Here is a 26,130-nt window from a genome sequence, read left to right on the forward strand (position 1 = left end):
CGTCAGTCGATCAGCGTCTCCACCGGCGTGCGCGCGAAGTACACGGCGAACCCCGCCGCCACCACCCACAGCAGCGGGCTGACCTCACGGATCTTCCCCGCGGCGGTGCGCATCACCACCCAGCTGATGAAGCCGACGCCGATGCCGTTGGCGATCGAGTAGCTGAACGGCATCACCGCGACGGTCAGCACCACCGGAAGCGCCACCGAGAACTCCGACAGATCGATGTGGCGCAGATGCGACACCATCATCGCGCCGACCACCACCAGCGCGGCGGCGGCAACCTCGGTCGGCACGATCGACGCGAGCGGTGAGATGAACATCGCGGCCAGGAACAGCGTGCCGGCCACCACGTTGGCCAGGCCGGTGCGCGCACCCTCCTCGATGCCGGCCCCGGACTCGATGAACACCGTGTTCGACGACGCCGACGTCGCACCGCCGACCACGGCACCGGCACCTTCGACGACCAGCGCCCCGCGCAACCGCGGGAACGTCCCCTTCTCGTCGGCCAGTCCGGCCTCGCGGGAAAGGCCGGTCATGGTGCCCATGGCGTCGAAGAAGTTCGCGAACACCAGCGTGAACACGAGCATCACCGCGGCGAGAATCCCGATGCGGCTGAAGCTGTCCATGCTGAACTCGCCGACCAGCGACAGATCCGGCAGGGAGAACGGCGACCCGGACAGCGCGGGCACCGACAGGCTCCAGCCACCGGGATTGTCGACCGCCGATCCGAGATGCCAGATCGCCTCCACCACGACCGCGACCACGGTGCCGGCCACCAGCCCGATCAGGATGCCCCCGCGCACCCGCTTGGCCACCAGCACACCGGTGAGCAGCAGCGTCAACACGAAGATCAGCGTCGGGATCGTGCTGATCGATCCCTGACCGCCGCTGCCGAGTCCCACCGGCGGCGACGGCGCACCGGTCGACGAGATGAACCCGGCATCGACCACGCCGATGAACAGGATGAACAGGCCGATGCCCGCGGTGATGGCGAGCTTGAGCTGCATCGGTACCGCGTCGAACACCATCCGGCGCAGCCCGGTCACCGCCAGCAGCACGATGATCAGCCCGTTGATGACCACCAGACCCATCGCCTCGGGCCACGTCACCTCGCCGACGACGGTGGTGGCCAGGAACGAGTTGATGCCCAACCCGGCGGCCAGCGCGAAGGGCAGGCGGGCGATGAGCCCGAACAGGATCGTCATCACGCCGGCGGCCAGCGACGTCGTCGCCGACACCTGGGCGAAGTCCAGCCGGTTGCCGTCGACATCCGTCGAACTCGACAGGATGATCGGGTTCAAGACGATGATGTAGGCCATCGCGATGAAAGTGACGACGCCACCGCGAATTTCGGTGGCCACACTCGACTGGCGGGCCGTGATCTCGAAGAATCGGTCCACTGCGTTCACGCCGCGCCCCTAGTACCGCGGTGTGGGGGCGGGAGGCGGCGGGGCGATCGGCATGCACAGCCCCGTCTGGGTGTCGAGGTACTTGCCCTCGACGCAGAACGGTGCGCATCCGTAGATCACCCCGGTCTGGCCGGGCGGGCACTGCGCCGTCGGGGTGGCCGGAGTGCTCCACGCGGACGCCGCCAGTGGCGCCACTGCGGCGGCGGCCACCGCCGCGGCGCCCAGGTAGCGCGAAATCCGTTGTGTCACTCCGCTTCCTCTCAAGTCGGCATGCCAGTGGCGACGCGTGGGGCGTCCTTCTCGGGCGCGACGTCGAGCACCAGCTCGGCCACCCGGGCCCGGTGCTGTTCGGCGCTGCCCAGCAGGGCCGCGTCAGTGTAGGCCCGCTTGTAATACAAGTGCGCCTGGTGTTCCCAGGTGAAACCGATACCACCGTGGACCTGGATGGTATCTGTCGCAACTCGAACCAGCGCGGCGGAGCAGGTTGCCTGCGCGATGCTCGCGGCCAGCGCCGGATCGTCGGGGACGTCGGCGAGGTGGGCCAGCGCCCACACGGCGTGGTACGCGGTCGATCGGGCGTGCTCGAGCGCGACCAGGTCGTCGGCCAGCCGGTGCTTGACCGCCTGGAACGAGCCGATCGGCCTGCCGAACTGCAGCCGGTTCTTCGCGTAGTCGACGGTGAGGTCCAGCAGGTGCTGCGCGGCGCCCACCTGTTCGGCGGCCAGCAGCGCCGCGCCGACGGTGAACGCATGGTTGATCACCCGTTCGGCCTCGGCCGGGCCTGCGATCAACCGGGCGGGGGCCCCGAACAGCCCGACGGTGGCCTGGGGCCGGGTCAGATCCATCGTCTTGAGCGGGATCCGCTGCACCCCAAGACCGTTCGTCTCGACGGCATACAGTCCGGGCCCGTCGGGGCCGGTGGCGGCGACCAGCAGCACGTCGGCCGCGCCGGCGTCGACCACCCGCTCGACGGTGCCGGTCAGCGTCCAGTCCTCACCGGTGCCGACCGCGTCGACGGTGACCGCGGCGGGATTGAACGCGGCCGCGTCGTCGGGCACGGCGAACGCCGCGGTGCGCGCGCCCTCGACCAGGTCGGTCAGTAGCCCTGTCGGGTCGGACGCCGCGACCAGCGCCGGGATCGCCAGGTAGACGGTGCCGAAGAGCGGACCGCACGCCAGCGCGGCGCCGAGCTGCTCGACCGCGACCGCCTGGTCGACCAGCGTGCCGCCGACACCGCCGGCCGATTCGGGCACCGACAACCCCAGCACGCCCAGCTCGGCACCCAACCGGCCCCACGTCTTCGCGTCGTAGGGCGGGTCGGCGACCATCGCACCGCGCACCGCGCCCTCATCGCTGTGGTCGGCGCAGAACTTGCGCACCGCGGCACGCAACTGGCCCTGCTCCTCGGTGAAGACGAACTCGCGCCCCTGTGGGTCAGCCACGAACTCAGCCACGCGGCACCTCCTTCCACGGCATCCCCGCGTCCGCTCGCAGATCCCCCGGCAGACCCAGCACCCGCTCGGCCAGGATGTTGCGCATCACTTCGGAGGTGCCGCCCTCGATCGTGTTGGCGCGGCTGCGCAGGAACCGCTGCTGAATCGGCCCGCGCCAATCGTCGGGATCCCCGTCGTCCAGTGAGTATCCGTCGTAGAGGATCCCCTCGGCGCCCAGCAGGTCCATGCAGAACTCGTAGATGTGCTGGTTGAGTTCGGCACCGACGAGTTTGCCGACGGAGGCCTCCGGGCCGGGGCCGCCGACGCTCGCCGCCGCCCGTGACCGCTCGGAGGTGAGCCGTTGCGCTTCCGAGCGCAGCCACAGGCTGGTCAGCCGGTCCCGCAGCACCGGGGTGTGCAGGTCGGGACGGGACGCCCACAACGCGACCGCGTCGGAGATGGTGCCCGCCCCGCGCCGGTTGCCGCTGCCGCCCAGCGCGCTGCGCTCGTTCATCAGCGTGGTCATCGCGACCCGCCACCCGTCGCCGACCTCACCGAGGCGGTACGCGTCCGGGATGCGGGCGTCGGTCAGATAGACCTCGTTGAACTCCGCGTGTCCGGTGAGTTGGCGCAGCGGCCGGGTCTGGACGCCGGTGTCGTGCATGTCGACGACGAAGTACGTCAAACCTTTGTGTTTGGGGACGTCAGGGTTGGTGCGGGCGAGCAGCAGGCCCCACCTGGCGCGGTGCGCGAGGCTGGTCCACACCTTCTGGCCGTTGACCACCCAGGTGTCGCCGTCGAGCACCGCGGAGGTGGCCAGCCCCGCGAGGTCCGAACCCGCGCCGGGCTCGGAGAACAGCTGGCACCAGATCTCCTCGGTGGTGGCCAGCGGCCGCAACAGCCGCCGGCGGACCTCGTCGGTCTGGGCGTGCTCGCGCACGGTCGGCGCGGCCATGCCGTAGCCCATCGGGTTCAGGCCCAGCGGCACCGGGCCACCGGCGCCCTGCAGGATCCGGTCGGCGACGGCTTGCAGGCCACGCGACAGGCCGAGCCCGCCGAAACCCTCGGGGAAATGCACCCAGGACAGCCCGGCGTCGAAACAGGCGCCGAGAAACTCCTGGACAGGAACGGTCTTGGGGTCGTGTTCGTCGACCACCCGGCGGGCGGTCTCGGCGACCCGGTCGGCATCAGTGCCCATAGCTGCACACTAAATCAGGGCGTGCAGCCGTAGACCACCAACTCGTGGGTCGGGAAGCGGGAAGGGTCAGGCCTGGGGCAGCGCGAGCCGGCCGAAGTGCGACCTGTGACGACGCTGGAGCAGGTAGCGGAGCCACCGAACATCAAGTAACACAGTGATCCTTACGCAGTCTTGGTGAGCAGGGGGAGGAGTTGACGGCGCGCGACAGCAGCGTCGGCGAAGTCGTTGAGCGCCTCGGGCACCGAGCCCGCAGCAGGGAAATCGATGCCGGCCTCGCGGAGGGTCTGCTCGACCGCGCGGCTGGCGATCATCGACCACTCGACGCCGGCGGAGGTGCACACGTCGTCGACCGCAAACAGAAGCGAAACCGCTTCGCGGGTAAAGGATTCAACCCCGCTGAGGTCGAGCACGAACGGCTTCTCGGCGAGGATGAAACGGTCGGTGTACTCGCTGGCGGGCCCCACATTGCCTTCGTCGAGACGACCGGAGATCGTCACGACGGTGGCCAATTGGCGGCAGTGTGCCCGAATACCTGCGCCATCGCAGTGAAACGTCGGATTGCCGTACATCGCAGCCTCCCTCGATCCAGTGGTGACACAGGCGCCGGTGTGGCGCTATGTAGATCAAGGTAATGAGCCAATCTAAGGCCGCTGGGTGTATCTACTAATACTTCGGTAAGAACTCTGCGCGGCGCTCATAGCAAACTCGCCGGTAACATTCACCGCCGCAACTGCTGGGATCCGGTGTAGTTGACCCACGGGTCGTAGTCGGCCAGCAGCTCCTCCTGTGCGGGCCGTGCGTCCTCGGCGACGTGCTGGAGGTTGATCCTGATCCGGTACCAGATCGAGCTGGGCCCGCGCATGCCGTCGACGAGAACATCTGTGGGCTTCAGCTTTTCGGCCGCGGCGGGATACTTCTCGCGCCACTGCCGCAGAGCGGCCATCGCCTCGTCCCGGGTCTTGGTCCGGGCGATCTCGATCAGCGGCATCGTCGAGACCCGGCGGCCGTCGGCGGATTTGCGGGCGCCTTTGGGCGCCTTCTCGGCAGGCCCCAGCCGGTCGGCGAGGTCGAGCAGCGCCTGCAGGCTGCCCGCGGCGTCGTCCATGCCCTCCCACGGGTCCCCGCGTTCGGCGAACCGCCGCGGCACCGTGTGCACCGTGAACTCCTCGGGCTTGCAGCCGGCGACCTCGTCCCAGGACAGCGGCGTGGACACCCGCGCGTCCGGGGTCGCGCGCACCGAGTACGCCGACGCGACGGTACGGTCCTTGGCGTTCTGGTTGAAGTCGACGAACACGCCGTGGCGTTCCTCCTTCCACCACCGGGCGGTCGCCGATTCCGGTGCCCGCCGCTCCACCTCGCGGGCCACCGCCTCGGCGGCGAGCCGGACCAGCTTGAACGGCCAGTCGCGGTGGATGCGCGCGTAGATGTGGAAGCCGCGCGAACCCGACGTCTTGGGCCACGCCGCCAACCCGTGGTCCTCCAACACCTCGCGGGCGACGAACGCGACGTCGAGGATCTGGCGCCAGCCGACGCCGGGCATCGGGTCGAGGTCGACGCGCAACTCGTCGGGATGCTCGAGGTCGTCGGCCCGCACCGGGTGCGGGTTCAGGTCGACACAGCCGAGGTTCACCGCCCAGATCAGCCCGGCCGGATCGTGCAGCACCGCCTCCTTGGCCGACGTCCCCGAGGCGTACTTCAGCTCTGCGACGTCGACGAAGTCCGGTCGCTTCTCGGGGGCGCGCTTCTGGAACACGGCCTCCTGCTCGATGCCCTTGACGAAGCGCTTCAGGATCATCGGCCGGTCGCGCACACCGCGCAGTGCGCCGTCGGCCACCGCGGCGTAGTAGTGCATCAGGTCGAGCTTGGTCAGCCCGAGGTCGGCGAACACCACCTTGTCGGGATGGCTGATCGGGACCTGCTCACCGGCGATCTCGAACCAGTCGCGGGTGGCCATCTCTCCATCGTAGGTTCCAAACCGCGATGCGACGGGCGTCACATATGGTTGACGCATGTCCAGATTCAGCGAACTTCCGTTGCAGGCCGCCGCCAGGGTCCAGCAGACCGTCGGCAAGTATCTCGACCGGGGTTCCGCCGAGCTGCACTATGCGCGCAAGATGTTCGAGGCCGGAGCGCTGAAGCTGGAGCCGCCGCAGGACGTCGCCGCGCTGGTGGCCGACATGCGGCGCTGGGGTGAGTTCGGAATGATCCCGGCGCTCAACGCACGTCGTTACCCGAACCGCACGGCGATCATCGACGACTTCGGCGAGATGACGTTCAAGGAACTCGACGACGCGGCCAACGCGGTGGCCAACGGACTGCTGGCCAAGGGCGTCAAGGGCGGCGACGGCGTGGCGATCCTGGCCCGCAACCACCGCTGGTTCCTCGTCTCGGTGTATGCCACAGCGAAGACGGGCGGCCGCATCATCCTGCTCAACAGTGAGTTCTCCGGCCCGCAGATCAAGGAGGTGTCCGAACGCGAGGGCGCCAAGCTGGTCATCTACGACGACGAATACACCGCCGCCGTCGCCGCGGCCGACCCGGAACTGGGCAAACTGCGCTCGCTCGGGGTGAACCCGGACAAGCCTGAACCTTCGGAAAGCACCGACGAGACCCTCGAGGAACTGATCGCGCGCACCAGCTCGAACCCGCCGCCGAAGGTCACCCAGCATTCGTCGATCATCATCCTGACCAGCGGCACCACCGGGACACCGAAGGGCGCCAACCGCAGCGCCCCGCCGTCACTGGCCCCGATCGGCGGCGTGCTGTCGGCGGTGCCGTTCAAGGGCCAGGAGATCACGTCCTTGCCGGCGCCGATGTTCCACGCGCTCGGGTTCCTGCACTCGACGATCGCGATGATGTTGGGCTCGACGCTGGTGCTGCGCCGCCGGTTCAAGCCGGCCACCGTGCTCGCCGACATCGAGAAGTACCGGGTCACCGCGATCGTCGTGGTGCCGGTGATGTTGTCGCGGATGCTCGACAAGCTGGACAAGTCCTCGCCGAAGCCCGACCTGTCGTCGCTGCGGATCGTGTTCGTCTCCGGTTCCCAGCTGGGTGCCGAGCTGGCAGGCAGGGCGCTCAAGGAACTCGGCCCGATCATCTACAACCTCTACGGCTCCACCGAGGTCGCCTTCGCGACCATCGCCGGGCCGCAACACCTTTCGATCAACCCGGCCACGGTCGGGCCGGTCGTCAAGGGGATGAAGGTCCGGATCCTCGACGACAACGGCAACGACGTGCCGCGCGGGGAGGTGGGCCGGATCTTCGTCGGCAACTTCTTCCCGTTCCAGGGCTACACCGGCGGTGGCGGCAAGCAGATCATCGACGGGCTGCTGTCCTCGGGCGACGTGGGCTACTTCGACGAGAATGACCTGCTCTACGTCAGCGGCCGTGACGACGAGATGATCGTCTCCGGCGGCGAGAACGTGTTCCCCGCCGAGATCGAGGATCTCGTCAGCGGCCACCCCGAGGTGGTGGAGGCCACCGCGATCGGGGTCGAGGACAAGGAGTGGGGCCACCGGCTGCGCTGCTTCGTGGTCAAGGCCGAGGGCGCGACGGTCGACGAGGACGCGATCAAGTCCTACGTCCGCGAGAACCTGGCCCGCTACAAGGTCCCGCGCGAGGTGGTCTTCCTCGACGAGCTGCCCCGCAACCCGACGGGCAAGATCCTCAAGCGTGAGCTGCGCGAGCTCGCTATCGACTAGCCCGGCTCCTGAACTGTTCGCATCGCGAGTCTGAAGAAGATGCCGACGATCGGCTGGCTTCTCGACAACAACTTCAGATTCGGCGGGTGGCCGAGGGAATGGTCCTTCGACCGCCGCCGTCTACCCGAGCGTGAACATCGATCTGACAGGTAAGACCGCACTCGTCACCGGCTCGACCCAGGGCATCGGGCTGGCCATCGCCCGGTCACTGGCCGACGCCGACGGCGCGCAGACACTGGTGGAGGCGCTGCCGCAGGTCGACATCCTGGTGAACAACCTGGGGATCTTCGGCGCGGTACCGGCCGGCGAGATCACCGACGAGCTGTGGCGCAACTTCTTCGAGGTGAACGTGCTGGCCGCGGCCCGACTGATCCGGCTCTATCTGCCCGGCACCGGGGTCACGGTGAACTCCGTCATCGCCGGACCCACGCACGCCGCCGGGGTGGAGGACTTCGTCTACCAGCTGGTGGACTCACCGCTGGCGTCGGCGACGACCGGCGGCGCGCTGCGGGTGGACGGCGGCTACGTCGACGCGATCCTGTCCTGACGCTCACTCGGAGAACGCGGCCGACCCAGGGACGGCCAGAGTGAGCAGCATCAGCAGCAGCAGGAACCAGCCGGCGCCCTGCCACGCGGTCCAGCCGCTGCCCGCCTTCCACTGCCGGTAGGTGCGCACCAGCGCGCCGACGCCGCCGGCGAACAGGAACGCCGGCACCAGCGACGCACTGAACACCGAGCTCCGATCGCCGAATGCGTAGACGGCGAACGCAATCGCTGCCAGCACCACGACCACGAGGGCGTAGGTGACCGCGGCCCGGTACTCGCCGGGCCGGTTGAACCGTTTCTCGACGAAATCACGATCATTCGACATCGCGGGTGGGGTTCCCGCACGCGCGCCGGGCAAACCGTCAGCTGCTGATCGACCGCAGCCCGAACGTGCGGACCGGGCCCGCGGTGGTCGCGCGGCACTGGGAGAACAGCGGTTCGGACATCGCCACGTCCAGAAGCACGGTGACCGTACCGCTCTCGGTGGCCAGCACCACCTCGATCGCGCCGTCGACGGGTTCGACGGCCACCGGGGGCAGCGCGTCGATGCGGTCCTCGCCGAGGGTCTCGCGCGCGAAATGCTGTGCGGCCTGGACGGCGTGGGGCAGCGCGGTCCGGCCGCGCAGGAACCGGTCGTCGAGTCTGCCGTCGAGATACAACCGGACCAGCCCGGCGGCGTCGGTGTGGTCGACGCGTCCGTAGCAGAGCCCTTCGGGCAGGATCAGCATTGTCGCGGCGAACCGGTCACCGCCCAGATGTGAACACTCCCAGGTGCTTTCGGGAAACTGGGCGGCGATGGCGGCCGCTGCGGCGCGTCCGCGCACCGCGCAGCACTGGTCGTGCCTGCCGTGGGCGCAGACGGCCACCAGTGGGCCGTCGGTGTCGGCGCCGTCGGCCCCGTCGAGGTCGATGTCGAGGTAGTCACGTGCACTGTCGACCTCGCCGTGGCGCAGCGCAGGCCTGCCCACCTCCGATCTGGCCACGAACCACCGCCAGCGGGGCGTCTCCGTGCGACGGCCGGGCCGGCGGATCGCCGCGATCCGCATCCCGGCGGACTCGGCGCGACGCACGATCGCTCGGCCGAGGCCGGCGTCGAGGCAACCCGGAGATTCGAGGAAGGCCGACGGGCCCCAGCCGCCCTCCAGTTCCAGCAGCAACCACCTCGAGCCTGCCGACGCGGTGCCGTACATCGGTTCGCCGCGGGTCAGCGACTGGTCGCTGCACGGCGGGCGTGTCCCGGATGTCACGTCGGCACCACCACGCCTTCGCGCAGCAGCCGGCGCACCAGCACGGTGCCGTCCGTGCGGTCCAGGCCCGGCAGTGAGCCCGCGTCGGTGACGCCGCCGCGGAGGATCTCGTCCAGCGCAGGCGCGCACAGCGCGGGGAAGGTGATCGTCTTGTCCGCCAGCCGGATCGACACCCGCCCGTCTGCGCCGTGCTGCACGGTCGCGCACAGACCGCCGCGGCACCGCACCGGCACCGTGTCGGCGTGTTCGACCGCCCGCAGCGTCTGCAGCGGTCGGACGGCCTCGGGCCGGGTCCGCGATCCGTGCCGGGCGGTCAGCCGGTCGGCGGCGGCGGTGCTGAGCGCCGTCGCGTCGTCGCGCAGATGGGTGACGATCTGCGCGATCACCTTGGCCGCGGTCGCGGCCATCGCGTTGCCGTCGACAGGGTCGATGCCCAGCGGCAGCGGGGCCCGGAACTCGTCGGAGCGGCTGAGTTCGTCGAGGACGGCGCGCGCGACATCGAACCCCGTCGTCGCCGACACGCCGATCGTCAGGTGGATCGAGGTCGTGTCGAGTGCCTGCGCGGCGTGCACCCACCCGCGCGGTAGGTAGAGCGCGTCGCCGTCGGCGAGCACGGTGTCGATCACCGGCTCGGCGGTGACGCGTTCTTCGATGCGGGCGCGGTGCTCTGTCCACGGCTGGTCCGGCAGCGGGTGCAGGTGCACCGGTGCGTGCACGACCCAGCGCTTGCGACCCGACACCTGCAGGACGAACACGTCGTGGACGTCGTAGTGGAAGTCGAAGCCGCGATTGTCCGGTGGGGTGATGTAGGCGTTGGCCTGCACCGGGTGCCCGATATCGGCCACGGCCTGCCGGACGAACTCGATCAGCGGCGGCCACAGCCGGTGCAGCCCCTGCAGCACGATCGTGGCGCCCGAACCCAGTTCGGTCAGCACCTTCGCCGCGTCCACCTGGTCGGTGATCTCCGCGCCGAAGCCGGCGGGGCCGAGGTAGGAGTCCTTGGGCAGGACCTGGCCCTCCTTGGCGAGCCGGATGAACGGCGCGCGCACCCCGCGCTCGGCGATCAACTCGTCCACCGTCTCCGGAGAGAGCAGGTCACCGAAGTCGCGGGGCAGCGTCTTCGCCGGGCTCAGCAGCGGCTTGCGCCCCCAGTATCCGGCGGCGAAGGCATCAGGGGCGATGCCGATGCAACGGCTGAGCACAGCAGCGGCTCAGGCGGTGCCGTCGGCGCCGCCGTCGTGTCCTTCGGGGTTGCTGCCGCCGTCGGCGGTGCCCTCGCCGTCAGCGGTGCCGTCGGCGCCGCCGTCGTGTCCCTCGGGGTTGCTTCCGCCGTCGGCCGTGCCTTCGCCGCCGCCGCCGGGCGTGGTGGTCATGTCATCGTCGTCGAGTGCCATGGGGTCTCTTTCCGCTGTGATCCCATGCGGGATCTCCGCTGCGCGGGCTGCGCGCGATGGGATTGCCCCGCACGAGTTCTCCCGAAACACCGGGCGGGCTACGGATCGCGCGGCAGGCCCAGCAGACGTTCGGCGATGATGTTCAGCTGCACCTCGGAGGTGCCGCCGTAGATCGTGGTCGCTCGGCTGGCCAGAAGGTACTCGGCCCAGCGCCCGGTGACCTGCCCGAGATCGCCGACGACGGCGTCGGTGCCGAACGAGGACACCGCGAACTCGGCGTAGCCCTGCCCCGTCTTCATCGACAGCAGCTTGGAGATCGCCGCGGCGGGCATCGGATCGCCGCCGGCCAGCGTCAGCAGCGTCGAGCGCATGTTGAGGATCTTGGCCGCGTGGCCTTCGGCGATCAGGATCCCGGCGTGGTTCTGCGCGATCTGGTCGAACTGCCCCTCGGCGACGAACTCGACGAACTTGTCCAGGCTCGGCAGGAACGGCGGCTCGCTGCTACCGATGGACACCCGCTCGTTGGTCAGCGTGTTGCGGCTGACCTCCCAGCCGCGGTTGACCTCACCGAGCACCATGTCGTCGGGGACGAAGACGTCGTCGATGAACACGGTGTTGAACATCGCGTTGCCGGTCAGCTCGCGCAGCGGTTTGACCTCGACCCCTTCGCTCTCCATGTCGAGCAGGAAGTAGGTGATCCCGGCGTGTTTCGGGGCGCTCGGGTCGGTGCGGGCCAGCAGCGCGCCCCACTGGGAGAACTGCGCGCCGGTGGTCCAGATCTTCTGGCCGGTGATGCGCCAGCCACCGTCGACCTTGGTGGCCTTGGTGGTCAGGCTGGCCAGGTCGGAACCGGCGCCGGGCTCGGAGAACAGCTGGCACCAGATCATCTCGCCGCGGAACGTCGGCGGCAGGAAGCGCTGCTGCTGCGCGTCGGTGCCGAACGCGACGATCGACGGGATGATCCACGCGGCGATGCCCATCTGGGGCCGCTTGACCCGGCCCGTCGCGAACTCCTGGGCGATGATGATCTGCTCGATCGGGCTGGCCGCGCGGCCCCAGGGCAGCGGCAGGTGGGGCTGCACCCAGCCGCCCTCGGCGATCGCGGTGTTGCGCTTCTCGCGTGGAATCTCTTTCAGCGCAGCCACTTCCGCGCGGATCTCGTCGCGCAGCTTCTCGGTGTCGGGGTCGAGGTCGATGTTCAATGCCCGCATGCCGGTGCTGGTCGCGAGGTCGACCACCCGCTGCGGGTAGTCCGAGGCGCGACCGAACGAGGCCGCCAGCACCAGGGCGCGGCGGTAGTAGACGTTGGTGTCGTGCTCCCAGGTGAAGCCGATGCCGCCGTGCACCTGGATGCAGTCCTGGGCGCAGTGCTGCGCGGCCGCCGGTGCCAGCGTGGCGGCCACTGCGGCGGCGAATTCGTATGCGGTGTCTGTTTTTTCGTCGGCTCCGTCGGCCTCGTCGATGGCCCGGGCGGCGTCCCAGACCGCGGCGGTGGCCCGCTCGGTCTCGGCGATCATGCCCGCGCACTTGTGCTTGATGGCCTGGAACTGGCCGATCGGCCGGCCGAACTGCTCGCGGATCTTCGCGTACTCCGACGCGGTGTCGGTGGCCCAGCGCGCGACGCCGATCGCCTCGGCGGACAGCAGGGTCGACATCAGCGCGCGGGCGTGGCCGCGGCTCAGAGTGGCCAGCACCCGATCGTCGCCGACCTCGACGGCGTTGGCCCGCACGTGGGCGACCGGGCGCAGCGGGTCGACGCTGGGCACCGGCTCGATCTCCAGTGCTGCGGCGTCGAGCACCACCCATTCCTCGCCGGACTCGATCGCTACGGGCAGCACCAGCAGCGACGCCTGCGCGGCGGCGGGCACCGCGCGGGCCTCGCCACGGATCACCAGGCTGTTGCCCTGCCGCGTCGCGGTCAGGCCGGAGTCGAGTGCGTACGCGGCGATGACCTCACCGGAGGCGAGGTCGCCGAGTACCGCGGCGTCGGGGTTGTCGGCGGCGATCAGCGCACTGGCGATCGCGGACGGGACGAACGGACCCGGCACCGCGCCGTAACCGAATTCGGCGATGACGACCGCCAGTTCGAGGATGCCGAAGCCCTGTCCGCCGACCGACTCGGCCAGGTGCACGCCCTGCAGGCCCTGCTCGGCCGCGGACTTCCAGTACGGCGGCGGGTTGGGGATCGGGCTCTCCAGGGCCTCGTGCAAGACCTCGGACGGGGCGACCCGTTCGACGAAGGACCGCACCGAATCGGCCAGGTCGTTGTGCTCTTCCAGGATCGCGATGGGCATAGCTGCACCTCTTCACGTCGTCGTGACTGGTCCCAACCGGTTGGTTGGGTCGAGGTTACCCGGCGACCTGGTTCACCACGTTGGCGAGGTGGCGCCCGTCACGTAATCGTTCGCAGTTGTCCACCGCGAACTCGAGGTAACGACGCATGGTGTCGGCGGTGTACCAGGTCACGTGCGGGGTCAGCACCACGTTGGGCAGGGCCAGCAGCGGGTTGTCCGCAGGCACCGGTTCCACGGCGAACACGTCCAGGCCGGCCGCGGCCAGCGTGCCGCCGTGCAGCGCGTCGACCAGCGCCGCCTCGTCGACGATCGGGCCGCGCGAGGTGTTCACCAGCACCGCGTCGTCCTTCATCCGGGCCAGTGCGTCGCGGCCGAGCAGACCTGCGGTGGCGTCGGTGAGCGGAAGGTGCAGCGAGACGATGTCGCTGTGGGCCAACAGGTCCGGCAGGGTGCGCCAGCCGGGTGTGCCGTCGTCGCGGGTGCTGGTGTGGAGCACCTCGGCGCCCATCGCCAGCAGGATGTGCTCGACCTGTTTGGCGATGTTGCCGTAGCCGACCAACCCGACGGTGCAGCTCGCGATGTCGCGGACGGTCTCGCCCAGCGACGGATCCGACGGCCAACCCCGGCCGGCCCGGGTGGCCCGGTCGAGTTCGGGAAGCCTGCGCAGCGCGGCCAGCATCAGCAGCAGCGTGCCCTCGGCGACCGACGGCGCGTTCGCCCCCGGCATGTTGGCGACCGCCACGCCGCGGGCCGTCGCGGCGTCGACATCGATGGTGTTGACGCCCGCGCCGAGCTTGTGCACCAGCCGCAGCCGGGGTGCCTTGGCCAGATCCTCGCCGGACAGCGGGCGCAGCACGTGCCAGATCACCTCGGCTTCGGGCAGCTCCCGGTAGAACGTGTCGTCGTCGTCCTCGGCGCAGAACCGGACATCCAGCCAACCATCGTGCGAAGCAAGGAATTCGGCGACCTTGCTGTCGGGTCCGGCGGGAACGAAATGCGCCAGCACCCTCACCATCGGCGTGCGATCCACGCGGCGATGGTATCGGCCTTCTCGTCGCGCGCGCCCGGCGTCGTGAAATAGTGGTCGGTGTCGACCGAGCACATCTCCTTGTCGGCGCTGCCGAGCGCGTCGTGGATCCGCTGGGCGTCGGAGGGGTAGACGCCGGTGTCCTGTTCGGCGTTGATCACCAACGCGGGGCTCGTGATCCGCGCCAGGTGCGGTTCGGCGCGGGTCTGCGCGTGCCGCAGGCTCCACATGCCGAGCCAGTTGCGCAGCGTGCAGGCGGCCGCGATCCCGCGGGTGGACCGGTTCGCCTTGGCGGGCACGCCCGCGTAGCACGAGTTGGCGGTCCGCTTGGTCGGTTCCAGGCTGGGATCCACCATGCGTGGGTCGGCCCAGGTGCGCATCACTGTGAAGGGACGGTCGGAGAATCCGGCCGCGCGGACCCGGAGCAGCTCGGCCTCGGCCCAGTCGGTGATGGCGTCGTTGCGGGCGATCTGGGCGGCCCGGTACCGCGCGACAAAGTCCGGGCTGTACGGCGGACCGTTCCGGTCGTTGAACAGGTCGAGATCGGAATCGGTTGCGACCGCGTCGTTCTCGTCGACGACGGATGCGTCCATCCACGCGGTCAGCACGTCCGGGCGGCCGGGGTGGGCGGCGCTGGCGACGTAGCCGTCGGCCGGTGGCAGGTCGTCGAGTCCGACGGCGTTGGCCTGATAGGCCGCCATCAACGACCCGCCGCCGGAATTGCCGAGCAGGATCACGGTTTCCACACCCTGGACCTCGCGTAGCCAGCGCACGCCGACGCCGATGTCGACCAGCGCGTGGTCGAGCAGGAAGCTGCTCTCGAATCCCCGGAACCGGGTGTTCCAGCCCAGGAAGCCGATTCCCCGGGCGGCCATGTAGTCGGCGAGATAATGCTCTGAGAAGTCGATCTGGTAGTGCGTGGCGATCATCGCCACCTTCGGGGTGTGACCGGCGGCGCGGTGGTAGAGCCCCTGACACGGGTGCCCGCCCCCGGCCCGCCGTGCGGTCGGCGAGTCGAGGCCGATGAATTCCCGGGTGACGCCGGGTGTCTGGGTGTCGGCTGGCTGGCTCATGGCGTGCGCGTCTCCGGGTGGTAGATGGTGCGGTAGAAGATGTCTGCCAGCGTCTTCACGCAGGCCGCGTCGTCGGCCTCGTTGCCGCCGTTGACGCCCGAGAGCTGTTGGTAGCAGAACTGGTTGAGCATCGAGACCAGCGCCACCGCGATCAGCCGGGGATCGTCGCCCTGGCAGAAGCCCTGCCGCTGCGCGTCTTTCACCATCGAGGTGACCAATGCGATCGGCAGCGAGCAGATCTCGTTCCAGTATCCGGCGAAGTCGTCGCTGACCATGGCCAACTGGCTGACCGCGATGATCTCGGCCAGCCGGTGGCGGTAGGTGTCCCAGTGGGCGGCCGCGGCCCGGTGGCAGAGCTCGTGGTCGGTCACGTCCGGCCGCGCGGCGGCCAGTGCGCGGGTGCGGGCTTCGTCGCGGAAGCGCACCGCCCACTCCCGGACCATCGCCTCCTTGGAGTCGTAATAGTTGTAGAACGACGCGGTGGAGCGGCCGGCCTCGCCGGCGATGTCGGCGATCGTGGTGGCCAGGATGCCCTTGCGTGCGACGACCGCACGCGCGGCCGCGTCGATCGCGGCCTGGGTCTGGCGTCCGCGCACCGTCGGAAGTTCCTCCCGGGGACTGACGCTCACTCGCGTTTCGCTCCTGTTCGCCGTTGATCTGGAACTGAATCTGATGTTAGATTCAGTTTCGCACCCCGCGCGCCGAAATCGCACCCGCTCGGCGATACCAGGAAGGCGCGATCGTGATCAAGCCGGACAACACGAACACCGAGTTCGCACTCGGCGGTATCAACCATGTGGCCCTGGTGTGCTCGGACATGCGCAAGACCGTCGACTTCTACAGCGGTGTGCTCGGGATGCCGTTGGTCAAGTCGCTGGATCTGCCCGGCGGCATGGGTCAGCACTTCTTCTTCGACGCCGGCAACGGCGACTGCGTCGCGTTCTTCTGGTTCGCCGACGCGCCGGACCGGGTGCCGGGCATCTCCTCGCCCGAGGCCATCCCGGGTATCGGTGACATCGTCAGCGCCGTGAGCACGATGAACCACCTGGCGTTCCACGTGCCTGCCGAGAAGTTCGACGAATACCGCCGCAGGCTCAAGGACAAAGGGGTCCGCGTGGGCCCGGTCCTCAACCACGACGAGAGTGACATGCAGGTCTCGGCGACCCTGCATCCCGGGGTGTACGTGCGGTCCTTCTACTTCCTCGACCCCGACGGGATCACCCTCGAGTTCGCCTGTTGGACCAAGGAATTCGGCGAATCCGACACGACGACGGTGCCCAAGACCGCCGCCGACCGGCGGGTACCGGTCTCGGGTTAGTCGCGGTACAGCGCGGGATCGCCGAGCCGGTCCAGTAGCGCGCCGAGTTGGCCCGCCAGTTCGGCCGGGGTGAAGTCGAGGTCGCCGGCCAGCCAGGCGCTCAGCGTCTGCGCCACCCCGCCGACCGCGAAGTGGGCCGCGGCCCTGATCCGTTCGTTCTGCTCCAGTTGCAGCCTGGTCCCCGCGTGCTGGCCGGACAGCAGCGCGAACAACGCGCCGGACTCCGCCCGCTTGCGCACTACCACCGGGTTGTCCAGCCGTGCACTGAACAGCAGCCAGGCCCACCCGGACGTCGTCGGAGATGGTGCGCACGATGTTGGCCATGCCCTGACGGCTCTGTTCGCGTACCGGAGCGGCCGCGACGGCGGCCTGCGTGGTGGCCGCGATGTCGGCGACCACCCAGTCGAACACGGCGCCGACGAACGCGTCCTTGTCGGTGAAGCTCTCGTAGAAGTAGCGCGCCGCCAGACCGGCCTGTGCGCAGATCGCGCGGACCGTCAGATCGGGCGGCGCCGACCGGCCGCCCAGCAGGTCCAGTCCGGCCTCCAGGAACCGGCGCCTGCGCTCGGCGACCCGCTGCGGGGCCTGCACGCCGCGGTACGGGCGAACCTGGGCCATGGCGACCATCTTGACACCCCCAGCGGCGACGCGGCAATATCTGGAAACTGGCGTTCGCACATTTGCGTCCGGCGCCGCCGAGAGGAGTGTTCCCGTGACCCTGGACGAATCGGTCGGCGCGCAGGTGCCGGTGGTCGAACGCCCGGTGAACCTCTCGACGGGCCCGGTGGGCCACGGCGGCCGCGCGGCCCGCGTCGACGGCGTGCTCGGCCTGGGGCTGCTGGCCGGGCCGGCGAACGTGATCATGCAGCTCGCCCGCCCGGGGGTCGGCTACGGCGTGGCGGAGAGCCGGGTGGAGAGCGGCCGGATCGACCGCCACCCGGTCAAGCGGGCCCGCACCACCTTCACCTACCTCGCGGTGTCCACCAGCGGCACGGCCGAGCAACAGGCCGCCTTCCGGCGCGCGGTCAATGGGGCGCACGCGCAGGTGTTCTCCACCGACGAGAGCCCGGTGAAGTACCACGCCTTCGACAAGGAACTGCAGTTGTGGGTCGGTGCGTGCCTCTACAAGGGCGTGCTCGACGTACACCGGTTGTTCGACGGTGAACTCGATGATGAGGCCGCCGACCGGCTGTACCTGAAGGGCCGGGCGCTGGCGACGATGCTGCAGGTGCCCGAGGACATGTGGCCCGCGGACCGGGCCGCGTTCGACCGGTACTGGCAGAAGTCCCTCGACGAGGTGCACATCGACGACACCGTGCGGGAGTTCCTGCTGCCGATCGCGGCGACCCGGCTGCGCGGGCTGACGCTGCCCGGTCCACTGCAGCGGCAGGCCGAGAAGATGGCGCTGCTGATCACCACCGGCTTCCTGCCGCAGCGCTTCCGCGACGAGATGCGGCTGCCGTGGGACGCACAGCGGCAACGCCGGTTCGACCGGCTGATGACCACGCTGGGCGCGGTCAACCGGGTCTCGCCCAGGATCGTGCGGGAATTTCCGTTCAACGTCCTGCTCAGGGACCTCGACTGGCGGATCCGGACTGGGCGTCCGCTGGTCTGATCTCAGCGGTGGCCCGGCTCCCGTTCCCGCCCTGCCCCGTGCGTCTCGACACTTAGGCCATGCAATGCTAACTTCAGCAAAGTTAGCTTAGCCATACATAAGTCGTCGCAAGGAGATGCGGGGGTCGGGGTCCGGTGGTGCCGGGGTCCGGCACCGCGAAAAGCTCATGGATTTTGGGAGTGACACGATCGCGGCGTCGGCCGGACCGCCCCGCGTCGATCCGGATGTGGTCAGCCGGTTCGCCACCTGCTGCCGCGCGCTGGGGTTGTCCGTGCACGACCGGCGGCGACCCGCGGACCAGGCAGCGGCCAGGAACGGCTTCGCGGCGCTGACGCGCATCGCGCACGACCAGTGCGACGCATGGGCCGGGCTCGCCGCCGCCGGTGACGACTCCCCGCATGTCATCGAGGCGGTGTGGCAGACGTCGGCGACGGCCGGAGCCCTCCAGCGCGCGATCCAGCTCGAGCCGGGTGCGCTCGGATTCGGCTACGGCAGCGGGCTGTACCTGCGGTTCCGCGCGGCCACCCGCGACGACTTCGCCCTGGCCTACGCCGTGCGCCTCTGCGACGCCGACCGGTACGAGGAGGCTGACGAACTCGTCGGTCGGCTTCTCGAACGGCGGCCCGACTGGCTGGAGGCACGGTGGGTGCGCGCGGTGCTGCACCACCGGGCGGGCCGGTGGTCCGACGTGGTGCGGATGCTGACCCCGCTGGTGGCCGACCCGGCCCTGGACGACACCACCGCGCACGCCGCCCGGGTCGCGCTCGGCACCGCGCTGGCCCGGCTGGGGATGTTCGCCCCCGCACTGTCACACCTGGAGCGGCCCGAAGGCCCCGTCGCCGTCGCGGCGGTGGACGGCGCGCTGATCAAGGCGTTGTCGCTGCGCGCCCAGGGCGAGGACGACGAGGCCCACGAGCTGCTCCAGGAGCTCTACGCGGCCAACCCGGAGAATGCGCAGATCGAAGAGGCGTTGTCGGACAATACCTTCGGCATCCCGACCACCAGCGCTGCCCGCATCGAGGCGCGCAGCAACCCGTGGGACCCGGCGACCGAGCCCGGCGAAGCCGACTTCGTCGACCCGGGCGCCAAGGACCGCAAGGCGCACCTGCTGATCGAGGCCGAGGCCGAACTGGCCGAGTTCATCGGCCTCGACGAGGTCAAGTACCAGGTGGCCCGCCTGAAAAGCTCTGTGGCGATGTCGATCCGGCGTCAGGAGCGCGGTCTGGCCGTCGCCCAGCGCACCAACCATCTGGTCTTCGCGGGCCCGCCCGGCACCGGCAAGACCACGATCGCCCGCGTAGTCGCCAAGATCTACTGCGGGCTCGGCCTTTTGAAGAAGGAGACGGTGCGCGAGGTGCACCGCGCCGACCTGATCGGCCAGCACATCGGCGAGACCGAGGCCAAGACGAACGCGATCATCGACAGCGCACTCGACGGGGTGCTGTTCCTCGACGAGGCCTACGCGCTGGTCTCCACCGGCGCCAAGAACGATTTCGGGTTGGTGGCCATCGACACGCTGCTGGCCCGGATGGAGAACGACCGTGACCGGCTGGTCGTCATCGTCGCCGGGTACCGCAAGGACCTCGACACGTTCCTCGACAGCAACGAGGGTCTGCGGTCCCGATTCACCAGAAGCATCGACTTCCCGTCGTACTCAGGCAAGGAGCTCGTCGAGATCGCCACACGCATGGCCGAGAAGCGGGACTCCCGCTTCGAAGACGCCGCCCGCGCAGACATGGAGCGGTTGTTCGAATACCTGGCGCAGGCCACCACCCCCGACGCCAACGGGGTGGACCGGCGCAGCCTCGACATCGCGGGTAACGGCCGCTTCGTGCGTAACCTCGTCGAACGTTCCGAGGAGGAGCGCGAATACCGGCTCGACCACTCGGACTCGGACGACTTCACCGACGACGAGCTGATGACGATCACCGCCACCGACGTGGCCCACTCGGCCGGTCCGCTGCTGCGCGGCCTCGGCCTGTCCATGCCGCAACAACTTCCGGAACAGCAGTGAGCACCCCCGAGGAAGAGCGGCGGTCGTTCACCTCCCGCACGCCGACCAACGAGAACCCGCAGCGGGTCACCTACCGCCGCGGATTCGTCACCCGTCACCAGGTCACCGGTTGGCGATTCGTGATGCGCCGCATCGCTTCCGGGGTCGCCCTGCACGACACCCGGATGCTGGTCGACCCGCTGCGCACCCAGTCGCGCTCGGTGCTCGTCGGCGCACTGGTCCTGGTCACCGGATTGATCGGCTGCTTCCTGTTCTCGTTGATCCGGCCCTCCGGGTCCGCGGGCACCGACGCCGTGCTCGCCGACCGCGACACCGCGGCGCTCTATGTCAGGCTGGGGGAGCAGCTGCACCCGGTGCTGAACCTCGCCTCGGCCCGCCTGATCACCGGTCGGCCCGACAACCCGGCGATGGTCAAGAGCAGCGAGCTCGACCAGTTCCCCCGCGGGAACCTGATCGGCATCCCCGGCGCGCCGGAACGCATGGTGGCCAACACGACCCGCGACGCGTACTGGACGGTGTGCGACGCGGCGACGGGTTCGACCACCGGTGTCACCGTGATCGCCGGTCCGCCCGTCGACGGCGGCGAGCGTGCCACCGTCCTGCCGGCCGGGCACGCGGTGCTCGCCGAGAACGGTGGCCGGACCTGGCTGCTGTGGGACGGCAGGCGCAGCCCGATCGATCTGGCCGACCGCGCGGTCACCGATGCCCTCGGTATCGGCGTGGATGTCGCTGCGCCGCAACCCATCGCGGATGGCCTGTTCAACGCGATCCCCGAGGCGCCGCCGCTGGTCACGCCGGCCGTCGCCGGCGCCGGGATGCCGTCGGAGGCACCGCTGCCCGAACCGCTTCCGGTCGGTGCCGTCGTCGTCGCGTACGACGCGGACAACGCGATCCGCCATTACGTCGTGCTCGCCGACGGTCTGCAGCCGGTCACGCCGGTGGTGGCCGCGGTGCTGCGCAACTCGAACTCCTACGGTCTGGCGCAGCCGCCGAGGCTGGACGCCGATGTGGTGGCCAGGATCCCGGAGGCGACCGGCGTCGACACCGCGGTCTACCCGCCGGAACGGGTCACCCTCGTCGACCTCGCGGCCGATCCGGTCGTCTGCGCCGAATGGGCCAAACCCGAAGGCGCACAGGATAGTTCCCTGACTCTGCGGTCCGGCGCGGTGTTGCCGGTCGCCGACGGCGTGCGCACAGTCGAGCTGGTCAGCTCCGGCGCGCCCGGCGGGCCGACCGGGTCGCGCTGCCGCCGGGCACCGGCTGGTTCGTCGACAGCGGCGGCTCGCTGTTCTGGGTCGGAGACACCGGCGTTCGCTACGGCATCGAGACGAACGCCGGCGCCGACGGCGCCGACACCGTGGCCGCGCTCGGCCTCACCACCGCGCCGTTGCCCATCCCGTGGTCGGTGCTGTCCCAGTTCGCCGCGGGCCCGACGCTGTCGCGGACCGACGCACTGCTGGCTCACGATTCATTGGCGCCCGCGCCCGCACCCGCCCGGTTGCAGACCACCCCTCTGTTGGAGAAACCATGAGCAGGCTGATCTTCGAGCACCGCAGGCGCGTGCCCGCGCCGGCCGTGCCGAAGGGCACCATCACCATCGAGCCGCCCCCGGAGCTGCCGCGGGTGATCCCGCCGTCGCTGCTGCGCCGCGCGCTGCCGTACCTGATCGTGATCCTGATCGTCGGGATGATCGTCGCGCTCGTCGCGACCGGGCTGCGGATGATCTCGCCGACCATGCTGTTCTTCCCGTTCGTGCTGCTGCTCGCCGCCACGGCGCTGTACCGCGGTACCGACAACAAGATGCGCACCGAGGAGGTCGACGCCGAGCGCGCCGACTATCTGCGCTACCTGTCGGTGGTGCGCGACAACGTGCGCGCACACGCCGACGAGCAGCGCGCCGCACTGGAGTGGTCCCACCCGGAACCGGCTGCACTGGTGAGCATCCCGGGCACCCGGCGCCAGTGGGAACGCGACCCGCACGACAGCGACTTCCTGGTGCTGCGCGCCGGGCTGCACGACCAGCCGCTGGGCACCACGCTGCGCGTCAAGGACACCGCCGACGAGATCGACCTGGAACCGGTGTCCCACAGCACGCTCCGCAGCCTGCTCGACACCCAGCGCACCGTGCACGCCGCGCCCGCCGGGATCGAGCTGACCAGGATCGCGCGGATCACCGTCGTCGGTGACCAGGCCGAGGTGGCCGGTGCTGTGCGGGCCTGGATCGCCCAGGCCGTCACCTGGCACGACCCGTCGGTGCTCGGTGTCGCGTTCGCCGGGCAGCGGTTGGAGTCCCACGCGTGGTCGTGGCTGAAATGGCTGCCGCACACCGACGTTCCGGGTCAGGCCGACGGGGTGGGCCCCGCCCGGTACCTGGCGACCGATCCGGCCGAGCTGCACTCGCTGCTGGCGCCGGTGCTGGCCGAGCGGTCGGCGTTCACCGGTGACGGCCCCGCGCAGGCCAAGCACCTGCTCGTCGTGCTCGACGATCCCGACGCCGATCCCGGCCAGTTCGTCGGCCGCGGTCTGGCCGGGGTGACCGTCATCCACCGGAGCGCGGCGGAACCCGACCGCGACCAGTACCCGGATCCCGAGCGGCCGGTCCTGCGCGTGGCCGCGGGCCGGATCCAGCGGTGGCAGAACGGCGGCTGGGCGCCGTACGTCGACGCCGCCGACCGGTTGGGCGCCGACGACGCACGCCACATCGCGCGCCGGCTGGCCCGCTGGGACTCCAACCCCGACCACGGCCGGTCCGCGACCACCGGCGGCGCGGCGTTCACCACGCTGCTGGGGATTCCGGACGCGTCGGCACTTGACGTCGCGGCGCTGTGGGCGCCGCGCAACCGCGACGACGAACTGCGGGTGCCCATCGGGGTGACCGCGACGGGCGAACCACTGATCTTCGACCTCAAGGACGAGGCCGAGGGCGGTATGGGCCCGCACGGCCTGATGATCGGCATGACGGGCTCGGGCAAGTCGCAGACGCTGATGGCGATCCTGTTGTCGCTGTTGACGACCCACTCGGCCGACCGGCTGATCGTCATCTACGCCGACTTCAAGGGCGAGGCCGGCGCGGACATCTTCCGCAACTTCCCGCAGGTCGTCGCCGTGATCTCCAACATGGCCGAGAAGCGTTCGCTGGCCGACCGGTTTGCCGACACCCTGCGCGGTGAGGTGGCCCGCCGCGAGCAGTTGCTCAAGGAGGCCGGCGCGTGCAGGGCAGTGCGTTCAACTCCGTCACCGAGTACGAGAACGCCCGCATGTCCGGGGCCGCAGAGGCCGCCGACCTGCCGCCGCTGCCCACGCTGTTCGTGGTCGCCGACGAGTTCACCCTGATGCTGGCCGAGCACCCCGAGTACGCCGAGCTGTTCGATTACGTTGCCCGCAAGGGACGCTCGTTCCGGATCCACCTGCTGTTCGCGTCCCAGACGCTGGACGTGGGCCGGATCAAGGACATCGACAAGAACACCTCCTACCGCATCGGCCTGAAGGTGGCCAGCCCCAGCGTGTCCCGGCAGATCATCGGTGTGGAGGACGCCTATCACATCGAGTCCGGCCGTGAGCACAAGGGCGAGGGCTTCCTGGTGCCTGCGCCGGGTGCCCGGCCGATCAAGTTCCGCAGCACCTACGTCGACGGGATCTACGAGCCGCCGCGGGTGGACCGGTCGATCGTGGTGCACGCAATCCCGAAGCCACAGTTGTTCACTGCCGGATGGGTCGATCCCGAACCCGACACGGTGATCGTCGAGGACGGCGCCGACGTCGAGGTGCTGCCGCCCCGCAAGCTGATCACCACGATCGGTGAGCAACTCGCCCGCTACGGGCCCCGCGCGCCGCAGCTGTGGCTGCCGCCGCTGGAGGAGCCGATTCCGCTGCGCGAGGTGCTGCAGCGCTCCGGTGTCGCTGCGCAGCAATGGCGCTGGCCGCTCGGCGAGATCGACCGCCCCTTCGAGATGCGCCGCGACCCGTTGATCTTCGACGCCACCTCGGCGTCGGCGAACGTGGTGATCCACGGCGGCCCGAAGTCCGGGAAGTCCACCGCGCTGCAGACGTTCGTGCTGTCGGCCGCGGCGTTGCACGCCCCGGGGGACGTGTCGTTCTACTGTCTGGACTACGGCGGCGGGCAGCTGCGGGCCCTCGACGGGCTGGCCCATGTCGGCAGCGTGGCCTCTCCGCTGGAATCCGAGCGGATCCGGCGCACGTTCGGCGAACTGGAGCAGCTGCTGCGGGCCCGTCAACAGCACGGCGCCACCGCGGGCAACGGCGGATACCGGGACGGTTACGGCGAGGTCTTCCTGCTGATCGACAACCTGTACGCGTTCAGCCGGGACAACACCGACACCTTCAATGCACGCAACCCGTTGCTGGCCAAGGTGACCGAGCTCGTCAACACCGGGCTGGCCTACGGCATCCACGTCGTGATCACCACCCCGAACTGGCTGGAGGTGCCACTGGCGATGCGCGACGGGCTCGGCCTGCGCCTCGAGCTGCGGTTGCACGACGCCCGCGACAGCAACGTCCGCGCGGTCGCCAAGGACACCTCGCTGCGCGCCGGCCGAGAGCGTGCCCGCCGACCAGCCCGGACGCGGCCTCACGATGGCCGCCGAGCACTTCCTGTTCGCCACTCCGGCACTGGAGTCCATCTCCGCGCTCAACGCCCGCTACCCGGGGCAGAGCGCCCCGCCGGTGCGGCTGCTGCCTGCCGACCTGTCGCCGAGCGTGTTCCCGACGCTCTACCCGGGCCCGGAGAAGGTGGTGCTCGGCCAGCGGGAAGAGGACCTCGCGGCGGTCACGGCCGACTTCGGCGACAACCCGCTGATGATGGTGTTCGGCGACGCCAAGACCGGCAAGACGACCCTGCTGCGGCACCTGATCCGGACCATCCGGGAGAACTCGCGGCCCGACCAGGTCGCGTTCACAGTGATCGACCGGCGCCTGCAACTGGTCGACGAACCGCTGTTCCCCGACAACGAGTACACGCCCAACATCGACCGGATCCTGCCGGCGATGCTCGGCCTGTCGGCGCTACTGGAGAAGCGCCGCCCACCCGCGGGGCTGAGCCCGCAGGAACTCAGCCGGTGGGACTTCCGCGCCGGTGCCAACGGATCCGGCAGCCACCTGCACTACCTGATCGTCGACGACGTCGACCAGATCCCGGACGGACCGGCCGTCAGCGGCCCGTTCGCCGGTCAGCGGCCCTGGACCGCATTGATCGGATTGCTGGCCCAGGCCTCGGATCTGGGTCTGCGGGTGATCGTCACCGCGAGGGCGGCCGGCTCGGCGCACGCGGTGATGACCGCGCCGCTGCTGCGCCGGCTCAACGACCTGCAGGCCACCACGCTGATGCTGTCGGGTAACCCGCAGGACAGCGGCAAGATCCGTGGTCACCGGTTCTCCCGGCTGCCGGTCGGGCGGGCGATGCTGCTCGACGACGGCAACACCGCGGACACCCCGACGTTCCTCCAGCTCGTCAACCCTCTCGCCGAGGACACGGCCGCCCGAACCGGCCACAGCGGAAAGGAATACAGCTGATGACCCTGCGTGTCGTCCCCGAAGGTCTGACCGCCGCCGGCGCGGCGGTGGAGGCACTCACCGCCAGGATGGCCGCCGCGCACGCCGCCGCCGCCCCGCTGGTCACCGCGGTCCTGCCACCGGCGGCGGACGCGGTGTCCCTGCAGACCGCAACGGGTTTCAGCGCCGCCGGTGCCGAGCATCAGGCCGTGGCGGCCCAGGGTGTCGAGGAACTCGGCCGGTCCGGGATCGGGGTCGGTGAGTCCGCGCTCAGCTACGCCACCGGGGACGCGATGGCCGCCACGACCTACATGACCGCCCGGGGCGCAGGGTGATAGCCGCCCCGGTGT

20 protein-coding genes and 3 pseudogenes are annotated in these 26,130 nt (G+C 69.9%); 8 read left to right on the plus strand and 15 right to left on the minus strand.

Translation table 11 applies throughout. The features are described from left to right. Positions 1-2 precede the first annotated feature (2 nt). The 6 genes from C6A87_RS02150 to C6A87_RS02175 all read right to left on the minus strand — a co-directional run bounded on the left by C6A87_RS02150 (position 3) and on the right by C6A87_RS02175 (position 5,997). Positions 3-1,412 (minus strand): NCS2 family permease, encoded by a 1,410-nt coding sequence (locus C6A87_RS02150; protein WP_311115765.1) that lies wholly within the window; start codon positions 1,410-1,412, stop codon positions 3-5. Between the two features lie 9 nt (positions 1,413-1,421). Then, complete coding sequence (locus C6A87_RS02155) at positions 1,422-1,661, minus strand: hypothetical protein (protein ID WP_311115766.1); 240 nt, start codon at positions 1,659-1,661, stop codon at positions 1,422-1,424. Positions 1,662-1,672: 11 nt separating this feature from the next. Next, positions 1,673-2,854: an acyl-CoA dehydrogenase family protein gene (locus tag C6A87_RS02160; protein ID WP_311118156.1), complete on the minus strand. Its 1,182-nt coding sequence runs from the start codon at positions 2,852-2,854 to the stop codon at positions 1,673-1,675. 4 nt (positions 2,855-2,858) lie between these two features. Continuing rightward, positions 2,859-4,043, minus strand: coding sequence for an acyl-CoA dehydrogenase family protein (locus tag C6A87_RS02165; RefSeq protein ID WP_311115767.1), 1,185 nt, complete (start codon positions 4,041-4,043; stop codon positions 2,859-2,861). Positions 4,044-4,204: 161 nt separating this feature from the next. Further along, positions 4,205-4,612 carry an STAS domain-containing protein gene (locus C6A87_RS02170; RefSeq protein WP_311115768.1) on the minus strand — a complete coding sequence of 136 codons (408 nt, stop codon included), beginning with the start codon at positions 4,610-4,612 and terminating at the stop codon, positions 4,205-4,207. Positions 4,613-4,761: 149 nt separating this feature from the next. Then, complete coding sequence (locus tag C6A87_RS02175) at positions 4,762-5,997, minus strand: DNA polymerase domain-containing protein (protein WP_311115769.1); 1,236 nt, start codon at positions 5,995-5,997, stop codon at positions 4,762-4,764. Positions 5,998-6,052: 55 nt separating this feature from the next. Here C6A87_RS02175 and fadD2 point away from each other — a divergent pair, with 55 nt between their 5' ends. Together fadD2 and C6A87_RS02185 are read left to right on the plus strand one after the other, a co-directional pair. Further along, positions 6,053-7,744, plus strand: coding sequence for a long-chain-fatty-acid--CoA ligase FadD2 (fadD2, locus tag C6A87_RS02180; RefSeq protein WP_311115770.1), 1,692 nt, complete (start codon positions 6,053-6,055; stop codon positions 7,742-7,744). Between the two features lie 130 nt (positions 7,745-7,874). After that, on the plus strand, positions 7,875-8,291 hold the full coding sequence (locus C6A87_RS02185) for an SDR family NAD(P)-dependent oxidoreductase (protein WP_311115771.1): 417 nt from the start codon (positions 7,875-7,877) through the stop codon (positions 8,289-8,291). 3 nt (positions 8,292-8,294) lie between these two features. On the opposite strand, the gene C6A87_RS02190 is transcribed toward C6A87_RS02185, so the two are convergent. The 8 genes from C6A87_RS02190 to C6A87_RS02225 form a co-directional block, all read right to left on the minus strand. Next, entirely contained in the window at positions 8,295-8,615 is a 321-nt protein-coding gene (locus C6A87_RS02190) for a hypothetical protein (protein ID WP_311115772.1), read from the minus strand. A gap of 37 nt (positions 8,616-8,652) precedes the next feature. Further along, positions 8,653-9,480 (minus strand): sucrase ferredoxin, encoded by an 828-nt coding sequence (locus tag C6A87_RS02195; RefSeq protein WP_396837147.1) that lies wholly within the window; start codon positions 9,478-9,480, stop codon positions 8,653-8,655. Between the two features lie 53 nt (positions 9,481-9,533). Further along, the gene (locus C6A87_RS02200) at positions 9,534-10,739 is read right to left on the minus strand and encodes a JmjC domain-containing protein (RefSeq protein ID WP_311115774.1); all 1,206 of its coding nucleotides are present in this window, start codon (positions 10,737-10,739) and stop codon (positions 9,534-9,536) included. A gap of 9 nt (positions 10,740-10,748) precedes the next feature. Next, positions 10,749-10,931, minus strand: coding sequence for a hypothetical protein (locus tag C6A87_RS02205; protein WP_003933748.1), 183 nt, complete (start codon positions 10,929-10,931; stop codon positions 10,749-10,751). 98 nt (positions 10,932-11,029) lie between these two features. Beyond that, complete coding sequence (locus C6A87_RS02210; RefSeq protein WP_311115775.1) at positions 11,030-13,225, minus strand: acyl-CoA dehydrogenase; 2,196 nt, start codon at positions 13,223-13,225, stop codon at positions 11,030-11,032. Between the two features lie 55 nt (positions 13,226-13,280). After that, positions 13,281-14,240, minus strand: coding sequence for a 2-hydroxyacid dehydrogenase (locus C6A87_RS02215; RefSeq protein ID WP_311118157.1), 960 nt, complete (start codon positions 14,238-14,240; stop codon positions 13,281-13,283). Beyond that, positions 14,234-15,325: an alpha/beta hydrolase gene (locus tag C6A87_RS02220; RefSeq protein WP_311115776.1), complete on the minus strand. Its 1,092-nt coding sequence runs from the start codon at positions 15,323-15,325 to the stop codon at positions 14,234-14,236. The genes C6A87_RS02215 and C6A87_RS02220 overlap by 7 nt, the downstream gene beginning before the upstream one ends. Further along, entirely contained in the window at positions 15,322-15,954 is a 633-nt protein-coding gene (locus tag C6A87_RS02225) for a TetR/AcrR family transcriptional regulator (protein ID WP_311115777.1), read from the minus strand. Before C6A87_RS02225 ends, C6A87_RS02220 begins: the two co-directional genes overlap by 4 nt. 113 nt (positions 15,955-16,067) lie before the next feature. Between C6A87_RS02225 and C6A87_RS02230 the strand changes: the two genes are divergently transcribed. Then, positions 16,068-16,643: a VOC family protein gene (locus tag C6A87_RS02230; protein WP_311115778.1), complete on the plus strand. Its 576-nt coding sequence runs from the start codon at positions 16,068-16,070 to the stop codon at positions 16,641-16,643. Here C6A87_RS02230 and C6A87_RS02235 read toward each other — a convergent pair. After that, positions 16,640-17,270, minus strand: a pseudogene (locus tag C6A87_RS02235) (TetR/AcrR family transcriptional regulator). The gene C6A87_RS02230 and the pseudogene C6A87_RS02235 sit on opposite strands and share 4 nt — an antisense overlap. Before the next feature lie 85 nt (positions 17,271-17,355). Between C6A87_RS02235 and C6A87_RS02240 the strand changes: the two are divergent. From C6A87_RS02240 to C6A87_RS02280, 5 genes and pseudogenes are all read left to right on the plus strand, one after another. Beyond that, positions 17,356-18,258, plus strand: a complete 903-nt coding sequence (locus tag C6A87_RS02240) for an oxygenase MpaB family protein (RefSeq protein ID WP_311115779.1) — start codon at positions 17,356-17,358, stop codon at positions 18,256-18,258. Between the two features lie 166 nt (positions 18,259-18,424). Next, positions 18,425-20,272, plus strand: a complete 1,848-nt coding sequence (gene eccA / locus C6A87_RS02245; RefSeq protein WP_311115780.1) for a type VII secretion AAA-ATPase EccA — start codon at positions 18,425-18,427, stop codon at positions 20,270-20,272. Then, positions 20,269-21,803: pseudogene (gene eccB, locus C6A87_RS02250) on the plus strand (type VII secretion protein EccB). Before eccA ends, eccB begins: the two are co-directional and overlap by 4 nt. After that, a pseudogene (eccCa, locus tag C6A87_RS29140) lies at positions 21,800-25,801 on the plus strand (type VII secretion protein EccCa). Before eccB ends, eccCa begins: the two co-directional pseudogenes overlap by 4 nt. Then, positions 25,801-26,115, plus strand: a complete 315-nt coding sequence (locus C6A87_RS02280; RefSeq protein ID WP_311115782.1) for a PE family protein — start codon at positions 25,801-25,803, stop codon at positions 26,113-26,115. Before eccCa ends, C6A87_RS02280 begins: the two are co-directional and overlap by 1 nt. Positions 26,116-26,130: the final 15 nt, after the last annotated feature.

The organism is Mycobacterium sp. ITM-2016-00317, from assembly GCF_002968295.1.
Taxonomy (GTDB): Bacteria; Actinomycetota; Actinomycetes; order Mycobacteriales; family Mycobacteriaceae; genus Mycobacterium.

Excerpts from the sequence above, each read along its gene's own strand:
- eccA (WP_311115780.1), top strand. The coding sequence starts at position 18,425 with ATGGATTTTGGGAGTGACACGATCGCGGCGTCGGCCGGACCGCCCCGC.
- C6A87_RS02205 (WP_003933748.1), bottom strand. The coding sequence starts at position 10,931 with ATGGCACTCGACGACGATGACATGACCACCACGCCCGGCGGCGGCGGC.
- C6A87_RS02175 (WP_311115769.1), bottom strand. The coding sequence starts at position 5,997 with ATGGCCACCCGCGACTGGTTCGAGATCGCCGGTGAGCAGGTCCCGATC.
- C6A87_RS02210 (WP_311115775.1), bottom strand. The coding sequence starts at position 13,225 with ATGCCCATCGCGATCCTGGAAGAGCACAACGACCTGGCCGATTCGGTG.
- C6A87_RS02280 (WP_311115782.1), top strand. The coding sequence starts at position 25,801 with ATGACCCTGCGTGTCGTCCCCGAAGGTCTGACCGCCGCCGGCGCGGCG.
- C6A87_RS02190 (WP_311115772.1), bottom strand. The coding sequence starts at position 8,615 with ATGTCGAATGATCGTGATTTCGTCGAGAAACGGTTCAACCGGCCCGGC.
- C6A87_RS02220 (WP_311115776.1), bottom strand. The coding sequence starts at position 15,325 with ATGAGCCAGCCAGCCGACACCCAGACACCCGGCGTCACCCGGGAATTC.
- C6A87_RS02170 (WP_311115768.1), bottom strand. The coding sequence starts at position 4,612 with ATGTACGGCAATCCGACGTTTCACTGCGATGGCGCAGGTATTCGGGCA.
- C6A87_RS02215 (WP_311118157.1), bottom strand. The coding sequence starts at position 14,240 with ATGGTGAGGGTGCTGGCGCATTTCGTTCCCGCCGGACCCGACAGCAAG.
- C6A87_RS02165 (WP_311115767.1), bottom strand. The coding sequence starts at position 4,043 with ATGGGCACTGATGCCGACCGGGTCGCCGAGACCGCCCGCCGGGTGGTC.
- fadD2 (WP_311115770.1), top strand. The coding sequence starts at position 6,053 with ATGTCCAGATTCAGCGAACTTCCGTTGCAGGCCGCCGCCAGGGTCCAG.
- C6A87_RS02195 (WP_396837147.1), bottom strand. The coding sequence starts at position 9,480 with ATGTACGGCACCGCGTCGGCAGGCTCGAGGTGGTTGCTGCTGGAACTG.